Annotated in this window: 20 protein-coding genes; 18 read left to right on the top strand and 2 right to left on the bottom strand. The window is 68.2% G+C overall.

Features of this window, described 5'->3' with window-relative positions:
- Nucleotides 1-59 precede the first annotated feature (59 nt).
- The 18 genes from rpsH to AB0230_RS04235 all read left to right on the top strand — a co-directional run bounded on the left by rpsH (nt 60) and on the right by AB0230_RS04235 (nt 11,312).
- A complete protein-coding gene (rpsH, locus tag AB0230_RS04320) occupies nt 60-458 on the top strand; it encodes a 30S ribosomal protein S8 (protein WP_013584002.1) in 399 nt (132 codons plus the stop codon).
- Nucleotides 459-464: 6 nt separating this feature from the next.
- Nucleotides 465-1,001, top strand: a complete 537-nt coding sequence (gene rplF, locus AB0230_RS04315) for a 50S ribosomal protein L6 (RefSeq protein WP_136585941.1) — start codon at nt 465-467, stop codon at nt 999-1,001.
- Nucleotides 1,002-1,003: 2 nt separating this feature from the next.
- Nucleotides 1,004-1,363, top strand: a complete 360-nt coding sequence (gene rplR, locus AB0230_RS04310) for a 50S ribosomal protein L18 (RefSeq protein WP_043361012.1) — start codon at nt 1,004-1,006, stop codon at nt 1,361-1,363.
- Between the two features lie 20 nt (nt 1,364-1,383).
- Entirely contained in the window at nt 1,384-2,040 is a 657-nt protein-coding gene (gene rpsE / locus AB0230_RS04305; protein WP_235561317.1) for a 30S ribosomal protein S5, read from the top strand.
- Nucleotides 2,040-2,225, top strand: a complete 186-nt coding sequence (gene rpmD, locus AB0230_RS04300) for a 50S ribosomal protein L30 (protein ID WP_013583998.1) — start codon at nt 2,040-2,042, stop codon at nt 2,223-2,225. The genes rpsE and rpmD overlap by 1 nt, the downstream gene beginning before the upstream one ends.
- Nucleotides 2,225-2,758: a 50S ribosomal protein L15 gene (rplO, locus tag AB0230_RS04295; protein WP_264629984.1), complete on the top strand. Its 534-nt coding sequence runs from the start codon at nt 2,225-2,227 to the stop codon at nt 2,756-2,758. The genes rpmD and rplO overlap by 1 nt, the downstream gene beginning before the upstream one ends.
- A 109-nt stretch (nt 2,759-2,867) precedes the next feature.
- Nucleotides 2,868-4,190: a preprotein translocase subunit SecY gene (gene secY, locus AB0230_RS04290; protein ID WP_315993612.1), complete on the top strand. Its 1,323-nt coding sequence runs from the start codon at nt 2,868-2,870 to the stop codon at nt 4,188-4,190.
- Nucleotides 4,187-4,774, top strand: coding sequence for an adenylate kinase (locus AB0230_RS04285; RefSeq protein ID WP_363387050.1), 588 nt, complete (start codon nt 4,187-4,189; stop codon nt 4,772-4,774). Before secY ends, AB0230_RS04285 begins: the two co-directional genes overlap by 4 nt.
- Nucleotide 4,775: 1 nt before the next feature.
- A complete protein-coding gene (map, locus tag AB0230_RS04280) occupies nt 4,776-5,615 on the top strand; it encodes a type I methionyl aminopeptidase (protein ID WP_366374154.1) in 840 nt (279 codons plus the stop codon).
- Nucleotides 5,615-6,319, top strand: coding sequence for a thioredoxin domain-containing protein (locus AB0230_RS04275; protein ID WP_363577943.1), 705 nt, complete (start codon nt 5,615-5,617; stop codon nt 6,317-6,319). The genes map and AB0230_RS04275 overlap by 1 nt, the downstream gene beginning before the upstream one ends.
- 140 nt (nt 6,320-6,459) lie before the next feature.
- The gene (infA, locus tag AB0230_RS04270; protein ID WP_013583992.1) at nt 6,460-6,681 is read left to right on the top strand and encodes a translation initiation factor IF-1; all 222 of its coding nucleotides are present in this window, start codon (nt 6,460-6,462) and stop codon (nt 6,679-6,681) included.
- 60 nt (nt 6,682-6,741) lie between these two features.
- A complete protein-coding gene (rpmJ, locus tag AB0230_RS04265; protein ID WP_005050492.1) occupies nt 6,742-6,858 on the top strand; it encodes a 50S ribosomal protein L36 in 117 nt (38 codons plus the stop codon).
- 143 nt (nt 6,859-7,001) lie between these two features.
- Nucleotides 7,002-7,376 (top strand): 30S ribosomal protein S13, encoded by a 375-nt coding sequence (gene rpsM, locus AB0230_RS04260; RefSeq protein WP_076673723.1) that lies wholly within the window; start codon nt 7,002-7,004, stop codon nt 7,374-7,376.
- A 36-nt stretch (nt 7,377-7,412) separates the two neighbouring features.
- Entirely contained in the window at nt 7,413-7,811 is a 399-nt protein-coding gene (gene rpsK, locus AB0230_RS04255) for a 30S ribosomal protein S11 (RefSeq protein WP_013583990.1), read from the top strand.
- A 175-nt stretch (nt 7,812-7,986) separates the two neighbouring features.
- Nucleotides 7,987-8,976 carry a DNA-directed RNA polymerase subunit alpha gene (locus AB0230_RS04250; protein WP_058230893.1) on the top strand — a complete coding sequence of 330 codons (990 nt, stop codon included), beginning with the start codon at nt 7,987-7,989 and terminating at the stop codon, nt 8,974-8,976.
- Between the two features lie 43 nt (nt 8,977-9,019).
- Nucleotides 9,020-9,577 carry a 50S ribosomal protein L17 gene (rplQ, locus tag AB0230_RS04245; protein WP_315993608.1) on the top strand — a complete coding sequence of 186 codons (558 nt, stop codon included), beginning with the start codon at nt 9,020-9,022 and terminating at the stop codon, nt 9,575-9,577.
- Nucleotides 9,578-9,693: 116 nt separating this feature from the next.
- Nucleotides 9,694-10,551, top strand: a complete 858-nt coding sequence (gene truA / locus AB0230_RS04240; RefSeq protein WP_366374150.1) for a tRNA pseudouridine(38-40) synthase TruA — start codon at nt 9,694-9,696, stop codon at nt 10,549-10,551.
- A 68-nt stretch (nt 10,552-10,619) separates the two neighbouring features.
- The gene (locus AB0230_RS04235; protein ID WP_366374148.1) at nt 10,620-11,312 is read left to right on the top strand and encodes an endonuclease/exonuclease/phosphatase family protein; all 693 of its coding nucleotides are present in this window, start codon (nt 10,620-10,622) and stop codon (nt 11,310-11,312) included.
- 61 nt (nt 11,313-11,373) lie between these two features.
- Here AB0230_RS04235 and AB0230_RS04230 read toward each other — a convergent pair whose 3' ends face one another.
- Both AB0230_RS04230 and AB0230_RS04225 read right to left on the bottom strand, forming a co-directional pair.
- Nucleotides 11,374-11,928, bottom strand: coding sequence for a hypothetical protein (locus AB0230_RS04230; protein WP_366374146.1), 555 nt, complete (start codon nt 11,926-11,928; stop codon nt 11,374-11,376).
- A 160-nt stretch (nt 11,929-12,088) separates the two neighbouring features.
- A complete protein-coding gene (locus tag AB0230_RS04225) occupies nt 12,089-13,861 on the bottom strand; it encodes a DUF4012 domain-containing protein (protein ID WP_366374144.1) in 1,773 nt (590 codons plus the stop codon).
- Between the last annotated feature and the right edge of the window lie 67 nt (nt 13,862-13,928).

The following is a 13,928-nucleotide window of genomic DNA, read 5'->3' as shown; positions in this document are numbered from 1 at the left end:
ATCGAAGGTCGGCTGTCGCGTAACGGCAGCCGAAACCTCATGAAAGAAAGAAGCAACACATGACGATGACAGACCCGGTCGCAGACATGCTGACCCGTCTGCGCAACGCGAACTCGGCGCACCACGACTCCGTGTCGATGCCGAGCTCGAAGCTGAAGACGAACATCGCCGCCATCCTCAAGCAGGAGGGTTACATCGCCGACTGGAGCGTCGAAGACGCCCGGGTCGGCCAGACCCTCAACATGACGCTGAAGTACGGTCCGAACCGCGAGCGGTCGATCGCCGGCATCAAGCGCGTCTCCAAGCCCGGTCTTCGCGTGTACGCGAAGTCGACCGAGGTCCCCACGGTCCTCGGCGGACTCGGCGTCGCCATCCTGTCCACCTCCTCCGGTCTCCTCACCGACCGTCAGGCCGAGCAGAAGGGCGTCGGCGGGGAAGTCCTCGCCTACGTGTGGTGATCTGACATGTCGCGTATTGGACGTCTTCCCATCGACATCCCCGCCGGAGTCACCGTCTCGGTGAACGGCCGGGAGGTCAACGTCAAGGGCCCCAAGGGCGAGCTCGCGCTCACCGTTGCCCAGCCCCTCGAGGTGTCGGTCGAGGAGAACCAGGTTCTCGTCACCCGCCCCGACGATGAGCGCGAGTCGCGGTCGCTCCACGGCCTGACCCGCACCCTCATCAACAACAACATCATCGGTGTCACCCAGGGCTACTCCAAGGGCCTCGAGGTCGTCGGCACGGGTTACCGCGTGGCGCAGAAGGGCAGCTCGATCGAGTTCGCCCTCGGCTTCTCGCACCCCGTCCTGATCGACCCGCCCGCGGGCATCACCCTCACGGTCGAAGGCAACAACAAGGTCACCGTGAGCGGCATCGACAAGCAGGCCGTCGGCGAGGCCGCCGCCAACATCCGCAAGATCCGCAAGCCGGAGCCGTACAAGGGCAAGGGTGTGCGGTACGCGGGCGAGGTCGTGCGTCGCAAGGCCGGAAAGAGTGGTAAGTGACCATGGCTGTCAAGACAAAGTCTGTCGCTCGTGCTCGTCGTCACGCGCGCCTTCGCAAGAAGGTCGTCGGCACCGAGCTGCGCCCCCGTCTCGTCGTGACGCGTTCGGCGCGCCACGTGTTCGTCCAGGTCGTGGACGACAGCAAGGGCCACACCGTGGCCTCCGCCTCGACCCTCGAGACCGACCTGCGCGGTTTCGACGGTGACAAGACCGCCAAGGCCCGCAAGGTCGGCGAGCTCGTCGCCGAGCGTGCCAAGGCCGTGGGCGTCTCCGACGTCGTGTTCGACCGTGGCGGCAACCGCTACGCGGGACGCGTCGCGGCGATCGCCGACGGAGCTCGCGAAGGAGGGCTGAACCTGTGAGTGACAACAAGGAGACCGAAGTGACCGAGCAGACTGCACCGGCTGAGGGTGCGGCTGCGGCTCAGGCCCCCGCCGAGCGCGAGCGCGAGCCCCGTCGCGGTGGTCGCGAGCGCAACACCAACCAGCGCGACCGTGGTTCGCGCGACCGCAACGAGAGCCAGTTCCTCGAGCGCGTCGTCACCATCAACCGCGTGTCGAAGGTCGTCAAGGGCGGCCGTCGCTTCAGCTTCACGGCGCTCGTCGTCGTGGGTGACGGCAACGGCGTCGTGGGTGTCGGTTACGGCAAGGCCCGCGAAGTGCCCCTCGCGATCTCGAAGGGCGTCGAAGAGGCCAAGCGCAACTTCTTCCGCGTCCCCCGCTCGGGCTCGACCATCCCGCACCCCGTCCAGGGTGAGGCCGCCGCCGGTGTGGTGCTCCTGCGCCCCGCCGCCGCCGGTACCGGTGTTATCGCCGGTGGTCCCGTCCGCGCCGTCCTCGAGTGCGCCGGCATCCACGATGTCCTCTCGAAGTCGCTCGGCTCGTCGAACACGATCAACATCGTGCACGCGACCGTCGAGGCTCTGAAGGCGCTCGAGGAGCCCCGCGCCGTGGCCGCTCGCCGTGGCCTGGAGTTCGACCAGGTCGCCCCGGCCCGCCTCGTGCGCGCCGAGGCCGCCGCTCAGAAGGTAGGTGCCTGATGGCCGAGCGTCTGAAGGTCACGCAGATCAAGTCCAAGGTGAGCGAGAAGCAGAACCAGCGTGACACGCTGCGTTCGCTCGGTCTCAAGCGGATCGGCGACTCGGTCGTCCGTCCCGACGACGCGCAGACGCGCGGCTACGTCAAGACCGTCGCCCACCTCGTCAAGGTTGAGGAGATCGACTAATGGCTGCCAAGAAGGACGAGACCGCTACGGTCGACGCCCCGAAGAAGGCGACGGCCGGTAAGACGGCCGCCAAGAAGGAAGCCCCCGCGGCGCGCCCCGGCGTGCTCAAGGTCCACCACCTGCGTCCCGTCCCGGGCGCTCACACCGCGAAGACCCGTGTCGGTCGCGGTGAGGGCTCCAAGGGTAAGACGGCCGGTCGCGGTACCAAGGGAACCAAGGCCCGTTACCAGGTCAAGGTCGGCTTCGAGGGTGGGCAGATGCCGCTGCACATGCGCACCCCGAAGCTCCGCGGCTTCAAGAACCCGTTCCGCGTCGAGTACCAGGTCGTGAACCTGGAGAAGCTCGCCGAGCTCTACCCGCAGGGTGGCGACGTGACCGTCGCCGACCTCGTGGCCAAGGGCGCCGTCCGCAAGAACGAGAAGGTCAAGGTGCTCGGCACCGGCGACATCTCGGTCGCGCTGACCGTTTCGGTCGACAAGGTCTCCGGCTCCGCTGAGCAGAAGATCGTCGCCGCAGGCGGCTCCGTCAACTGACGCCCGACCCCGCAGGGGCCGGCGGCCTTACGGCCGTCGGCCCCTTCTGGGTTAGTCTGATTTGGTGTGCGCCCCGTCGCGCGCCGAGATCGTTCTGGAGGAATCTCCCTTGTTCAGCGCCATCGCGCGGGTTTTCCGCACGCCCGACCTGAGGCGGAAGATCGCCTTCACGCTGGGCATCATCGCCATCTACCGGCTGGGTGCCCACGTGCCGACGCCCTTCGTCGACTTCCCCAACGTTCAGCAGTGCCTGAACCAGTCGGGCGGCACCGAGGGCCTGCTCTCGCTGGTCAACCTGTTCTCGGGTGGCGCGCTGCTCCAGCTGTCGATCTTCGCGCTGGGTGTGATGCCGTACATCACGGCGACGATCATCGTGCAGCTGCTGCGCGTGGTGATCCCGCACTTCGAGACGCTGTACAAAGAGGGCCAGGCAGGGCAGGCCAAGCTCACCCAGTACACCCGCTACCTGACGATCGCGCTCGCGCTGCTGCAGTCGACCACGCTCGTGACCGTCGCCCGCTCGGGTCAGCTCTTCGGTTCGGCCGGCGTTCCCGAGTGCCAGCAGCTGCTCACCAACGACATCTGGTGGGCGCAGCTGCTCATGATCATCACGATGACCGCCGGTACGGGCCTGGTCATGTGGTTCGCCGAGCTCGTCACCGAGCGTGGCGTGGGCAACGGTATGTCGATCCTCATCTTCACCTCGATCGCCGCGACCTTCCCCGGTGCGATGATCTCCATCCTCAACGCCCGCGGAGTCGAGGTCTTCCTCCTCGTGCTGGCGGTGAGCATCGTCATCGTGGCGCTCGTCGTGTTCGTCGAGCAGTCGCAGCGGCGCATCCCGGTGCAGTACGCCAAGCGCATGGTCGGGCGCCGCACCTACGGCGGTACCAACACCTACATCCCGATCAAGGTGAACATGGCCGGCGTCGTGCCCGTGATCTTCGCCTCGTCGCTGCTGTACATCCCCGCGCTCATCGCGCAGTTCAACCAGCCGCAGGCGGGCCAGGAGCCGCAGCCGTGGGTGACGTGGATCTCGCAGTACCTCACGCGCGGTGACCACCCGCTCTACATGCTGATCTACTTCCTCCTGATCATCGGATTCGCCTACTTCTACGTCGCGATCACGTTCAACCCGGTCGACGTCGCCGACAACATGAAGAAGTACGGCGGATTCATCCCCGGCATCCGCGCGGGCCGCCCCACGGCGGAGTACCTGGACTACGTCCTGACCCGCATCACGCTCCCGGGCTCGATCTACCTCGGCCTCATCGCGCTGCTGCCCCTGGTGGCGCTCGCGACGGTCGGTGCCAACCAGAACTTCCCGTTCGGCGGGGCCTCGATCCTCATCATCGTGGGTGTCGGTCTCGAGACGGTGAAGCAGATCGACGCGCAACTCCAGCAGCGTCACTACGAAGGGCTGCTGCGATGACCGCGCGTCTTCTGATCGTCGGACCGCAGGGATCCGGAAAAGGAACGCAGGGTGTTCGCGTCGGCGAAGCCCTGGGCATCCCCGTCGTCTCCACCGGCGACGTCTTCCGCGCCAACGTCAAAGACGGCACCGAGCTCGGCCTCCAGGTGAAGTCGATCATCGACGCCGGTGATCTGGTCCCCGATGAGCTCACGAGCGCGGTCGTGCGCGACCGCCTTGCGCAACAGGATGCCGCCGAGGGATTCCTCCTCGACGGGTACCCGCGCAACCTCGCGCAGGTGCTGCACCTCGATGAGTTCCTGGAAGGGCGTGACGAGGCGCTCGACGCCGTCATCGCGCTCGTCGTCCCCCGCGAGGAGTCGTTGTCGCGCCTGACCGCGCGCGCGGCGGAGCAGGGGCGAGCAGACGACACCGAAGAAGCCATCGCGACGCGACTGGGGATCTACGAGCGGGAGACCGCCCCGATCCTCGACGTCTACGGCACGCGCGGCATCGTCGACGAGATCGACGGTGTCGGCAGCCTCGACGAGGTCACGGCTCGTATCTTCGCGGCGCTCGACGCGCGCGGCATCTCGGCTCGCTGACGTGGGACTGCGCTCCTCGATCTACAAGAAGCCGGCGCAGCTGCGCTCGATGATCGAGCCCGGGCTGATCACGGCGGACGCGCTGGATGCCGTCCGTCGTCTCATCGAGCCCGGTATGACCACCCTGCAGCTCGACGCGGAGGCCGCGCGTCTCATCGGCTCGCGGGGGGCGAAGTCGAACTTCCAGATGGTGCGCGGCTACCGCCACACCATCTGCGCATCGGTCAACGAGCAGGTGGTGCACGGCATCCCGAACGAACGACCTCTTCAGGCCGGCGACATCCTGTCGATCGACGCCGGTGCGGAGCTCCAGGGGTGGAACGGTGACTCGGCCTTCACGGTGATCGTGCCGGGCGATGCGCCGGACGCGCTCGTCGCCCCCCGCCGCCGTCTGTCCGAGGTCACGGAGGGTTCGCTGTGGGCCGGCATCGCTGCTCTCAGCCGCGCGACCCACCTCGGCGAGGTCGGTGCCGCGATCCAGTCCTACATCGAGGAACACGCGCCCGAGGGCGGGTACGGCATCCTGCGCGATTACGTCGGCCACGGGATCGGGCGCAAGATGCACGAACCGCCCAGCATCTTCAACTACGCGGTCGAGGACCGCGGTCCGGAAGTACGCCCCGGTCTGGCTGTGGCGATCGAGCCCATGGTCGTCATCGGAGACCAGGCGACCCTGGTCGAGGACGACGGGTGGACCGTGTCCACCGTCGACGGCACAGACGGCTCCCACTGGGAACATAGCGTCGCGGTGCATGATGGGGGCATCTGGGTCCTCACCGCTCACGACGGCGGTGCCGAGAAACTGGCGCCGTTCGGTGTGGTGCCGAAGGAGATCGACTGATGATGATGGCGGCTGTCCGCAAGTCCACGAACTGGTTCGCGATCGGGATCACGGCCGCGGTCGTGGTGGTCGTGCTGGTCGTGGGCGGCGTGGTCTGGTTCGCCAACAGTCAGGCGACCTCGCCGGGAACCCTTCCGCAGTCGTCGGCCGTGAACACGGAGACGGGCGCGATCTCCGTCGGCACGGGGGAGAAGACGGTCGACACGTATGTCGACTTCATGTGCCCGATCTGCAACCAGTTCGAGCAGAGCTACGGCCCGACACTCGACCAGCTCGTCGCCGACAACGAGATCACCCTCAACATCCACCCGATCTCGATCCTCGACCGCGCATCGCAGGGGACGCAGTACTCCACGCGTTCCGCGAATGCCGCGTACTGCGTGGCGGTCGACGACGCCTCCAACATCCCGGCTTTCGTGAAGGCGATGTACGCGCAGCAGCCGACGGAGAACACCTCGGGTCTCGACAACGCCGCACTGGCGTCGATCGCGACGTCGGCGGGTGCGTCGGATGCCGTGACCTCGTGCATCGACGACGGGACCTACTCGAAGTTCGTCACGGCGATGACGCAGAAGACCCCGGTGCAGCCCGGGCAGAGCGGAATCGCCACGCCGACCATCGCCGTGGACGGGACGGTGCTGTCGAACCAGTCCGACCTCACCGGCGATCCGCAGAAGGACATCGTCGGTCGACTGAACGGCTGACGCGCGCCCCGCGAGTTGCCGGGGCGAGTATTACCACGTATGCTTGATCTTTGGTGCGTTGCGCCTTCCTTGGCGTGTCGAGGCACCGAATCCCCATCCACCGCAGACCGGCCGGTCTGCAACTGAGCGTGAGCGAGTTTATGGCGAAGAAAGACGGTGTCATCGAGATCGAGGGCACGGTGTCCGAGGCACTGCCCAACGCGATGTTCCGTGTCGAGCTGACGAACGGTCACAAGGTGCTCGCCACCATTTCGGGCAAGATGCGACAGAACTACATCCGCATCATCCCCGAGGACCGCGTCGTCGTCGAGCTGAGCCCGTACGACCTCACCCGTGGTCGTATCGTCTACCGCTACCGCTGAGTCCGGTCGAGAAGTAACGAGCCGCACCCGCGGTCTCGAAGACAGCGAAACAGGAACATCATGAAGGTCAACCCCTCCGTCAAGCCCATCTGCGACCACTGCAAGGTGATCCGTCGTCACGGGCGCGTGATGGTGATCTGCAAGAGCAACCCGCGCCACAAGCAGCGCCAGGGCTGAGCTTCCAGCTCGACACCTTTTCCAACTGAATACATATCGGCAGGATCAGATCCTTCCCGCGCAGGCGGGTGGGGGACACCTCGGGGCGGAGGCCCGAGCACCGATCCTGCTCCACACCTCCACGACACTCTGAGGAGAGCCGCATGGCACGTCTCGCCGGCGTCGACATCCCGCGCGACAAGCGCGTGGTGATCGCACTTACCTACATCTACGGCGTGGGCCGCACCCGCTCCGTCGAGATCCTGAACGCCACTGGCATCAGCCAGGAGATCCGCGTCAAGGACCTCACCGACGACCAGCTGGTCGCGCTTCGCGACCACATCGAAGGCACCTACAAGGTGGAGGGTGACCTCCGTCGCGAGGTCGCCGCCGACATCCGCCGCAAGGTCGAGATCGGTTCCTACGAGGGCCTGCGCCACCGCCGCGGCCTCCCGGTGCGCGGTCAGCGCACGAAGACGAACGCGCGTACCCGCAAGGGTCCCAAGCGCACCGTCGCCGGCAAGAAGAAGGCGCGCTAAGCCGCGGGCTGAGCGTCAGGATTCAGGAGAACGCACATGGCACAGGCCAAGTCCGCCGCGCGCAAGCCGCGCCGCAAGGAGAAGAAGAACATCGCCGTGGGTCAGGCCCACATCAAGTCGACGTTCAACAACACCATCGTTTCGATCACGGACCCCTCGGGTGCCGTCATCAGCTGGGCCTCGTCCGGCGGTGTCGGATTCAAGGGCTCGCGCAAGTCGACGCCGTACGCCGCCGGCATGGCCGCGGAGTCGGCCGCTCGCCAGGCGCAGGAGCACGGCGTCAAGAAGGTCGACGTCTTCGTGAAGGGTCCGGGTTCGGGTCGTGAGACCGCGATCCGCTCGCTGACCGCTGCGGGTCTCGAGGTCGGCTCGATCCAGGACGTGACGCCGCAGGCTCACAACGGCTGCCGTCCGCCCAAGCGCCGCCGCGTCTGACGCGTCCGTTCCCGGGGAGTGCTCGTCGCTCCCCGGGAACGCCGCGCTCACGCGCGACTCAGACTTCCGGATGCCGCGAGACCGTTGAGGTCGAGCATCATCCCGCGAGTACAACTCAACACCTCACCCCATTACACGTGTCATATAGCGGGCACGTGATCGAAAGGAACACATAGTGCTCATCGCACAGCGTCCCACTCTGACCGAGGAGAAGATCGGGGAGTTCCGCAGCCGTTTCGTCATCGAGCCGCTGGAGCCCGGTTTCGGTTACACGATCGGCAACGCGCTGCGCCGCAGCCTCCTGTCGTCGATCCCCGGCGCGGCCGTCACGAGCATCCGCATCGACGGCGTCCTGCACGAGTTCAGCACCATCCCGGGCGTGAAGGAAGACGTCACCGAGATCATCCTGAACATCAAGCAGCTGGTCGTCTCGAGCGAGCGCGACGAGCCCATCACGGCGTACCTGCGCAAGACCGGCGCCGGTGAGGTCACCGCCGCCGACATCTCCGCTCCGGCGGGTGTCGAGGTGCACAACCCCGAGCTGGTCATCGCGACGCTCAACGACACCGCGAAGTTCGAGCTCGAGCTGACGATCGAGCGTGGCCGCGGCTACGTCTCGGCCACGCAGAACCGCAACGAGTACGCCGAGGCCGGTCAGATCCCGATCGACTCGATCTACTCGCCGGTGCTCAAGGTCAGCTACCGCGTCGACGCCACCCGTGCCGGCGAGCGCACCGACTTCGACAAGCTCGTCCTCGACGTCGAGTCGAAGGCGTCCATCGCGCCGCGCGACGCCGTCGCTTCGGCCGGCCGCACCCTCACCGAGCTGTTCGGTCTCGCTCGCGAGCTGAACGTCGAGGCCGAGGGCATCGAGATCGGCCCCGCGCCGGTCGAGACCGTCCTCTCGAACGAGCTGTCGATGCCGATCGAAGACCTCGACCTGTCGGTCCGCTCGTACAACTGCCTCAAGCGCGAGGGCATCAACACCGTTTCGGAGCTGGTCGCCCTCTCCGAGACGCAGCTGATGAACATCCGCAACTTCGGTCAGAAGTCGGTCGACGAGGTGCGCGACAAGCTCACCTCGCTCGGACTGTCGCTCAAGGACTCGGTGCCCGGTTTCGACGGCGCCCAGTTCTACAGCGGCTACGACGAAGAGACCGTCTGACCCCGGTCGGACCCGACCGAACCTTTCACTGGAGTAACACGACATGCCTAAGCCCACGAAGGGTCCCCGCCTCGGAGGCGGCCCGGCCCACGAGCGTCTGCTTCTCGCGAACCTCGCGGCAGCCCTGTACACGCACAAGTCCATCAAGACGACCGAGACGAAGGCCAAGCGCCTGCGTCCGCTCGCCGAGCGTCTCATCACCTTCGCTAAGCGCGGCGACCTGCACGCGCGTCGTCGCGTGCTGAGCGTGATCGGTGACAAGGAGGTCGTGCACACCCTCTTCACCGAGATCGCGCCCCTGGTGGCCGAGCGTGACGGCGGATACACCCGCATCACCAAGGTCGGCAACCGCAAGGGCGACAACGCCCCCATGGCCGTGATCGAGCTCGTCCTCGAGCCCGTCGCCAAGAAGGCGTCGTCGAAGGCCGCTGCGGCTCCTGCCGCTGCCGCCCCGGCCGCCGAGGAGCCCGCTGCGGAGGAGCCCGCCGTCGAGGAGACCTCGACCGACGAGGCCGCCGACGCTGGCGCCGAGTCGCCCGAGGAAGGCGCGGCTGCTGAGGCCGCCGCCGATGACGCCGTCCAGGACGACGCCAAGGCCTGAGCTTCCTGCTCGCACGGAGCCCCCACCCATCAGGGTGGGGGCTCCGTCGTTTTCTCGGCCGTCCCCGACCGGGGGATCCGTCATTTCCCCGGCTGCGGCGCTCGTAGGCTGGACGTGTGCGCATACGTCTCGACATCGCCTACGACGGCACGCATTTCCGGGGATGGGCGCGGCAACCGCGGCTGAGGACGGTGCAGGGCGAGCTCGAAGGGGCGCTCGAACGCATCATCGGCGGCTCGCCCCGTCTCGTCGTGGCCGGGCGCACCGACGCGGGAGTGCACGCCTCCGGCCAGGTGGCGCATCTCGACCTCGACGACGCGCAGATCACCCGCCTGCCGCGACGGCGTCGCGACAACGATGAGGCTGACGCGGTCGCCGCCCTGGCCGGTCGTGTCCGCGGTGTCCTCGGCGCCTACCCGGATGTCACGGTCTGTCGCACGTCTCTCGCGCCGGAGGGCTTCGACGCCCGCTTCTCGGCGGTCTGGCGTCGGTACTCCTACCGGCTGGCCGACGCGGAAACGGACTACGACCCGCTCGATCGCTCGAGGACGACGACCGTTCGCAGCGCTCTCGACGTCGAGGCGATGGATGCCGCCGCCGGTCGCCTCATCGGGCTCCACGACTTCGCCGCTTACTGCAAGGCCCGCGAAGAGGCGACCACCATCCGCACCCTCCTCGAATACGACTGGCACCGTGGCGACGACGGCGTCCTCGTGGCGAACGTGCGCGCCGATGCCTTCTGCCACAGCATGGTCCGCGCGCTCGTGGGCGCGTGCGTCGCGGTGGGGGAGGGGCGCATCGCGATCGACGACGTCGTGGCGATCCGCGACGCTCGCATGCGGATCCCGGAGACGAAGGTTCTCGCGGCCCGGGGGCTCGTCCTCGCCGAGGTCGGATACCCCGCCGACGACCTGCTCGCGGCGCGCGCGGAGCAGACGCGGAACCGACGGGACGCCGACGAGTCGGCATCCTGAATCGACCTCACGGCGGCTGCGCAACCCCTCAGGAGCGGCATCGGCGCGAGTCGTAGGCTGGCTCCGCCATGAAGGTCATCTCGTACAACCTCAACAAGCATCGCGCTGCGGGTGAGCTCGCCGCGCTCGTCGAGCAGCACGAGGTGGACGTGCTCTGCCTGCAGGAGTGCGACTCCACGGACATTCCGGAGCGGATCGGCGGCCTCCGATTGGCGGATGCCACCCAGCGCAATCGGCTCGGTCTCGCGCTGTACTACCGCGAGAACACGTTCCGCGCCGAAGAGGTCCGGGCGATCGCGTTGAAGAAGTCGCTTCACGACTACGTGCTCAAACCGGCCGAGGAACGGATGCTCGGCGTGCGCCTGCGCGACATCGACCACGGGCGAGACGTCATCGTCGCCTCGTTCCACGCCGCGCCCCTGACCGCGCTCAACTCGCTCCGCCGCCATCAGATCCGGACGGCGCTCACGGAGCTGCAGAACCTCGGCCCGGGGTTGCCCGCGCTGATGGTCGGCGACTACAACTACCCCGTCTTCAAGGAGAACCTCGGGCAGAAGGTGCGCGATCAGGGCTACGAGCTGACGCTCAGCGACACACGGACGTACACGCGGTACCGCTTCTTCCGCGGACACTACGACTTCGCGACGTCGATGGGATTCGACATCGCCCACATCAAGACGCTGCCCCAGGGACAGAGCGACCACCTCCCGATCCTCGTCACCGCGGAGGTCACCCCATCGCGTGCGGGCGCCCTCGACTGAGTGCTCGGCACCGCCGAAGAGGGGGCCGTCCGAGGACGGCCCCCTCTTCTTGTCAGGAGGGTCAGCTCTTCGAGGCGCGGCGGCGGCGGATGACGGTTCCGATGCCGACGGCCGAACCGCCGACCAGGAGGGCCGCGCCGGTGAGCCACAGGCCCGTCGTGCTGCCCGCATCGAAGCCGGTGACCGCGAGACCGCCCTGGGCGGGTGCGCTCGGTGCTCCGACCGGGGTGACGGTCACGCTCGAGTGGAGGACCACGCCGCTGCGGGTGCCGGTGAAGGTGAACGAGTAGACGCCCGTCGCGTTCGCCGGGAAGCGAACCTGCGCGTGGATCTTGCCATCGACGGCTTTCGTCCGCAGCGAATCGTTGGTCTCGGTCGCGATGGACGCGAGGGCCACGCCCTTCGCGGCCACACCGGTGATCGAGATGGCGACGTCTTCATCACCGTCGAAGCCCTTGCGATCGGTCGTGAACGTCGCGCTGCCGCCCGGAGCGACGACGGGCGGCGTCACCGAGATCACGGCGGGGTCGGTGTAGGCGTTGGCGGCCGTGGGCGCCAGCACTGCGGCGGCGGCGAGCGAGAGCGCCGCGACGGCCCGGATGATCGTGGTCTTCATGGTGTGCCCCATCTGCTTGGCGTGGTCGAGCCGGTGTTCGAAAAGCGGAACGCGCCGCTCCACCGGGGAGTCTCGCGGAGGAGGAGTGCGCGGTGCGGCGTGTCCCGTTCCCTTTCACGCCCCGTGCCTCGCGACTTCACCCGCAGCCGCCGAAGAGGGGTCACCCAGCGGCCGGACACGCTCCCACGTCGGGCGTCTCGTGTGGATCCCGCGTCGGCGTGGACAGGATCTCGAGGCGGGGGGTGGTCGGCATCCGGATGTCGAGGTCCAGGACGCCCGTCTGGCCGGGGGACAGCTGCACGGACCACTTGACCACGGCCCGGCCGTCGTGCAGACCGCCCGCGAAGCCCGGGGCGACGGCTCCGTCGGACGACGTGCGTCTGTCGACGACCTCGGCCCCCGGCGGAAGGTAGACGTACACGCCGGTCAGCGCGTCGCCGGGACGGACGCCGTACTCGCCCCCACCCGTCACGTAGGGCGGGAGCGTGGAGGGCTCGGGCGCGTCGTTGCGCAGGCTCACCCGGAGGGTCGCCAGGCCGTCTGCGCACCATCCGATCGCCGTGCGGGGGTGCAGGTAGTAGTCCATCTTCGAGCCCGTGCCGTCGTTGAGATAGACCCCGACCGTTGTGCGGGTGTCATCGGACACGGGAAGAGCGCCCTGCAGCGTCGATCCGTCGAGCACGGCCTGGTCGGCGGCATCCGCGTTCCACACCAGGAGGCGGCGCTCGTCGCCCGCCCGCGTCAGGGCCTCGACGAGAGCGGTCGAGTCACCGCGTCCTTCCGCCAGCGCCCCGAAGACCGCGGCGGCGGCGCTCTGGAAGAAGGCGTCCTGTTCGCGCGGATCAGCGAAGCGGCGGTACACCTCGTCGAGGAGGAGGGGAACGGCATCGTCGCCGTCGATCACTTCGCCCGTGGGGAGGGTGACGGGTCCGGTCGCCCGCAGCAGATACGACAGCGTCACCGGGTCCAGCGCGACGACCGCATCGACCTCTTCGCCGTGCGTGCGACGCCACATCTCACGGGCGACAGCGGCACCGACGGCGAAATCGGGAACCTGGGTGGTGTTCTGCAGGTACCGGGCCGGACGCGTGTCGAAGACGCCGCGCACATCGTCGGGCAGAGGCAGGACCGGGTCGTCGACGAAGGCGGTGATATCGGCGCTCGACGCCTGAGCGACGAGGGCGAGGCGCCCGGCATCGGCATCCACCTGGGCCACGGCCCCGACCACCCCGCCGAGGGATCGCCACTCGGCGTTGTTCTGGAAGAGCAGGAGGGTGGAGCGTCGGCCGTCGGCCCCGAGCATGCGAGGGACGAGGGTGGTCGCGCGCTCCAGCGCCTCGGCGGCGGTGGCCGCCCTATCCAGCGCGGCGGAGGTCGAGGAGACGGCCGTGGACACGGCCCCGAGGAGAGGCTCGTGGTCGATCTCGGCGATACGGTCGACGGCCATCCGCAGCCGCGTCGCCGCATCGGCGGCCGCGGGCCGCGCGGCCGCGATCCGCGCCACGTCGATGGCCCCATCGGGCGTGTGGAGGGCGCCGGGTGCGAGAACGGCGGCGGCGGCTCGGAGAGGGAGGACGGCGGTGGATGCCGCGTCGTCCACCGACGCGGCGACGCTCCTCACAGCGGCGAGCTGCGGTCCGATCCAGGGCAGGATCTCGGCGCCCCTCCACACCGGGTCGCCGGTGAGGGCGCGCGCGGCCAAGGTGTCGGGGGCGGCTTCGCCGAGGCGCTCGATCGCTCCCGCCGGATCGGCGACCTCGGTCGTCGCGGAGCCGACCGTCGCCTGCGCCGACCGCAGGTGCTGCACGGCCGACGCGCCCCGAAGCCCGATCCAGACCGCACAGCCGAGGCCGACGATGAACACGCCGAGCACCACGGCCGCGAAGACGGCGGGCGCACGACGGCGAGGGACCGAAGGGGACGAGCGTTGCACGCGCATACCTTAGACACCCGGCGGCAGCCACCCGTCCTCGGACACCTACACTGAAGGGAACGATCCG

This window comes from Microbacterium sp. NPDC089190 (assembly GCF_040701795.1).
Classification (GTDB): domain Bacteria; phylum Actinomycetota; class Actinomycetes; order Actinomycetales; family Microbacteriaceae; genus Microbacterium; species Microbacterium galbum.
This window is presented reverse-complemented; position numbering and strand designations above follow the sequence as displayed.

Excerpts from the sequence above, each read along its gene's own strand:
- rpsH (WP_013584002.1), top strand. The coding sequence starts at position 60 with ATGACGATGACAGACCCGGTCGCAGACATGCTGACCCGTCTGCGCAAC.
- rplF (WP_136585941.1), top strand. The coding sequence starts at position 465 with ATGTCGCGTATTGGACGTCTTCCCATCGACATCCCCGCCGGAGTCACC.
- rplR (WP_043361012.1), top strand. The coding sequence starts at position 1,004 with ATGGCTGTCAAGACAAAGTCTGTCGCTCGTGCTCGTCGTCACGCGCGC.
- rpmD (WP_013583998.1), top strand. The coding sequence starts at position 2,040 with ATGGCCGAGCGTCTGAAGGTCACGCAGATCAAGTCCAAGGTGAGCGAG.
- rplO (WP_264629984.1), top strand. The coding sequence starts at position 2,225 with ATGGCTGCCAAGAAGGACGAGACCGCTACGGTCGACGCCCCGAAGAAG.
- AB0230_RS04285 (WP_363387050.1), top strand. The coding sequence starts at position 4,187 with ATGACCGCGCGTCTTCTGATCGTCGGACCGCAGGGATCCGGAAAAGGA.
- AB0230_RS04275 (WP_363577943.1), top strand. The coding sequence starts at position 5,615 with ATGATGATGGCGGCTGTCCGCAAGTCCACGAACTGGTTCGCGATCGGG.
- infA (WP_013583992.1), top strand. The coding sequence starts at position 6,460 with ATGGCGAAGAAAGACGGTGTCATCGAGATCGAGGGCACGGTGTCCGAG.
- rpmJ (WP_005050492.1), top strand. The coding sequence starts at position 6,742 with ATGAAGGTCAACCCCTCCGTCAAGCCCATCTGCGACCACTGCAAGGTG.
- rpsM (WP_076673723.1), top strand. The coding sequence starts at position 7,002 with ATGGCACGTCTCGCCGGCGTCGACATCCCGCGCGACAAGCGCGTGGTG.
- rpsK (WP_013583990.1), top strand. The coding sequence starts at position 7,413 with ATGGCACAGGCCAAGTCCGCCGCGCGCAAGCCGCGCCGCAAGGAGAAG.
- rplQ (WP_315993608.1), top strand. The coding sequence starts at position 9,020 with ATGCCTAAGCCCACGAAGGGTCCCCGCCTCGGAGGCGGCCCGGCCCAC.
- AB0230_RS04235 (WP_366374148.1), top strand. The coding sequence starts at position 10,620 with ATGAAGGTCATCTCGTACAACCTCAACAAGCATCGCGCTGCGGGTGAG.
- AB0230_RS04230 (WP_366374146.1), bottom strand. The coding sequence starts at position 11,928 with ATGAAGACCACGATCATCCGGGCCGTCGCGGCGCTCTCGCTCGCCGCC.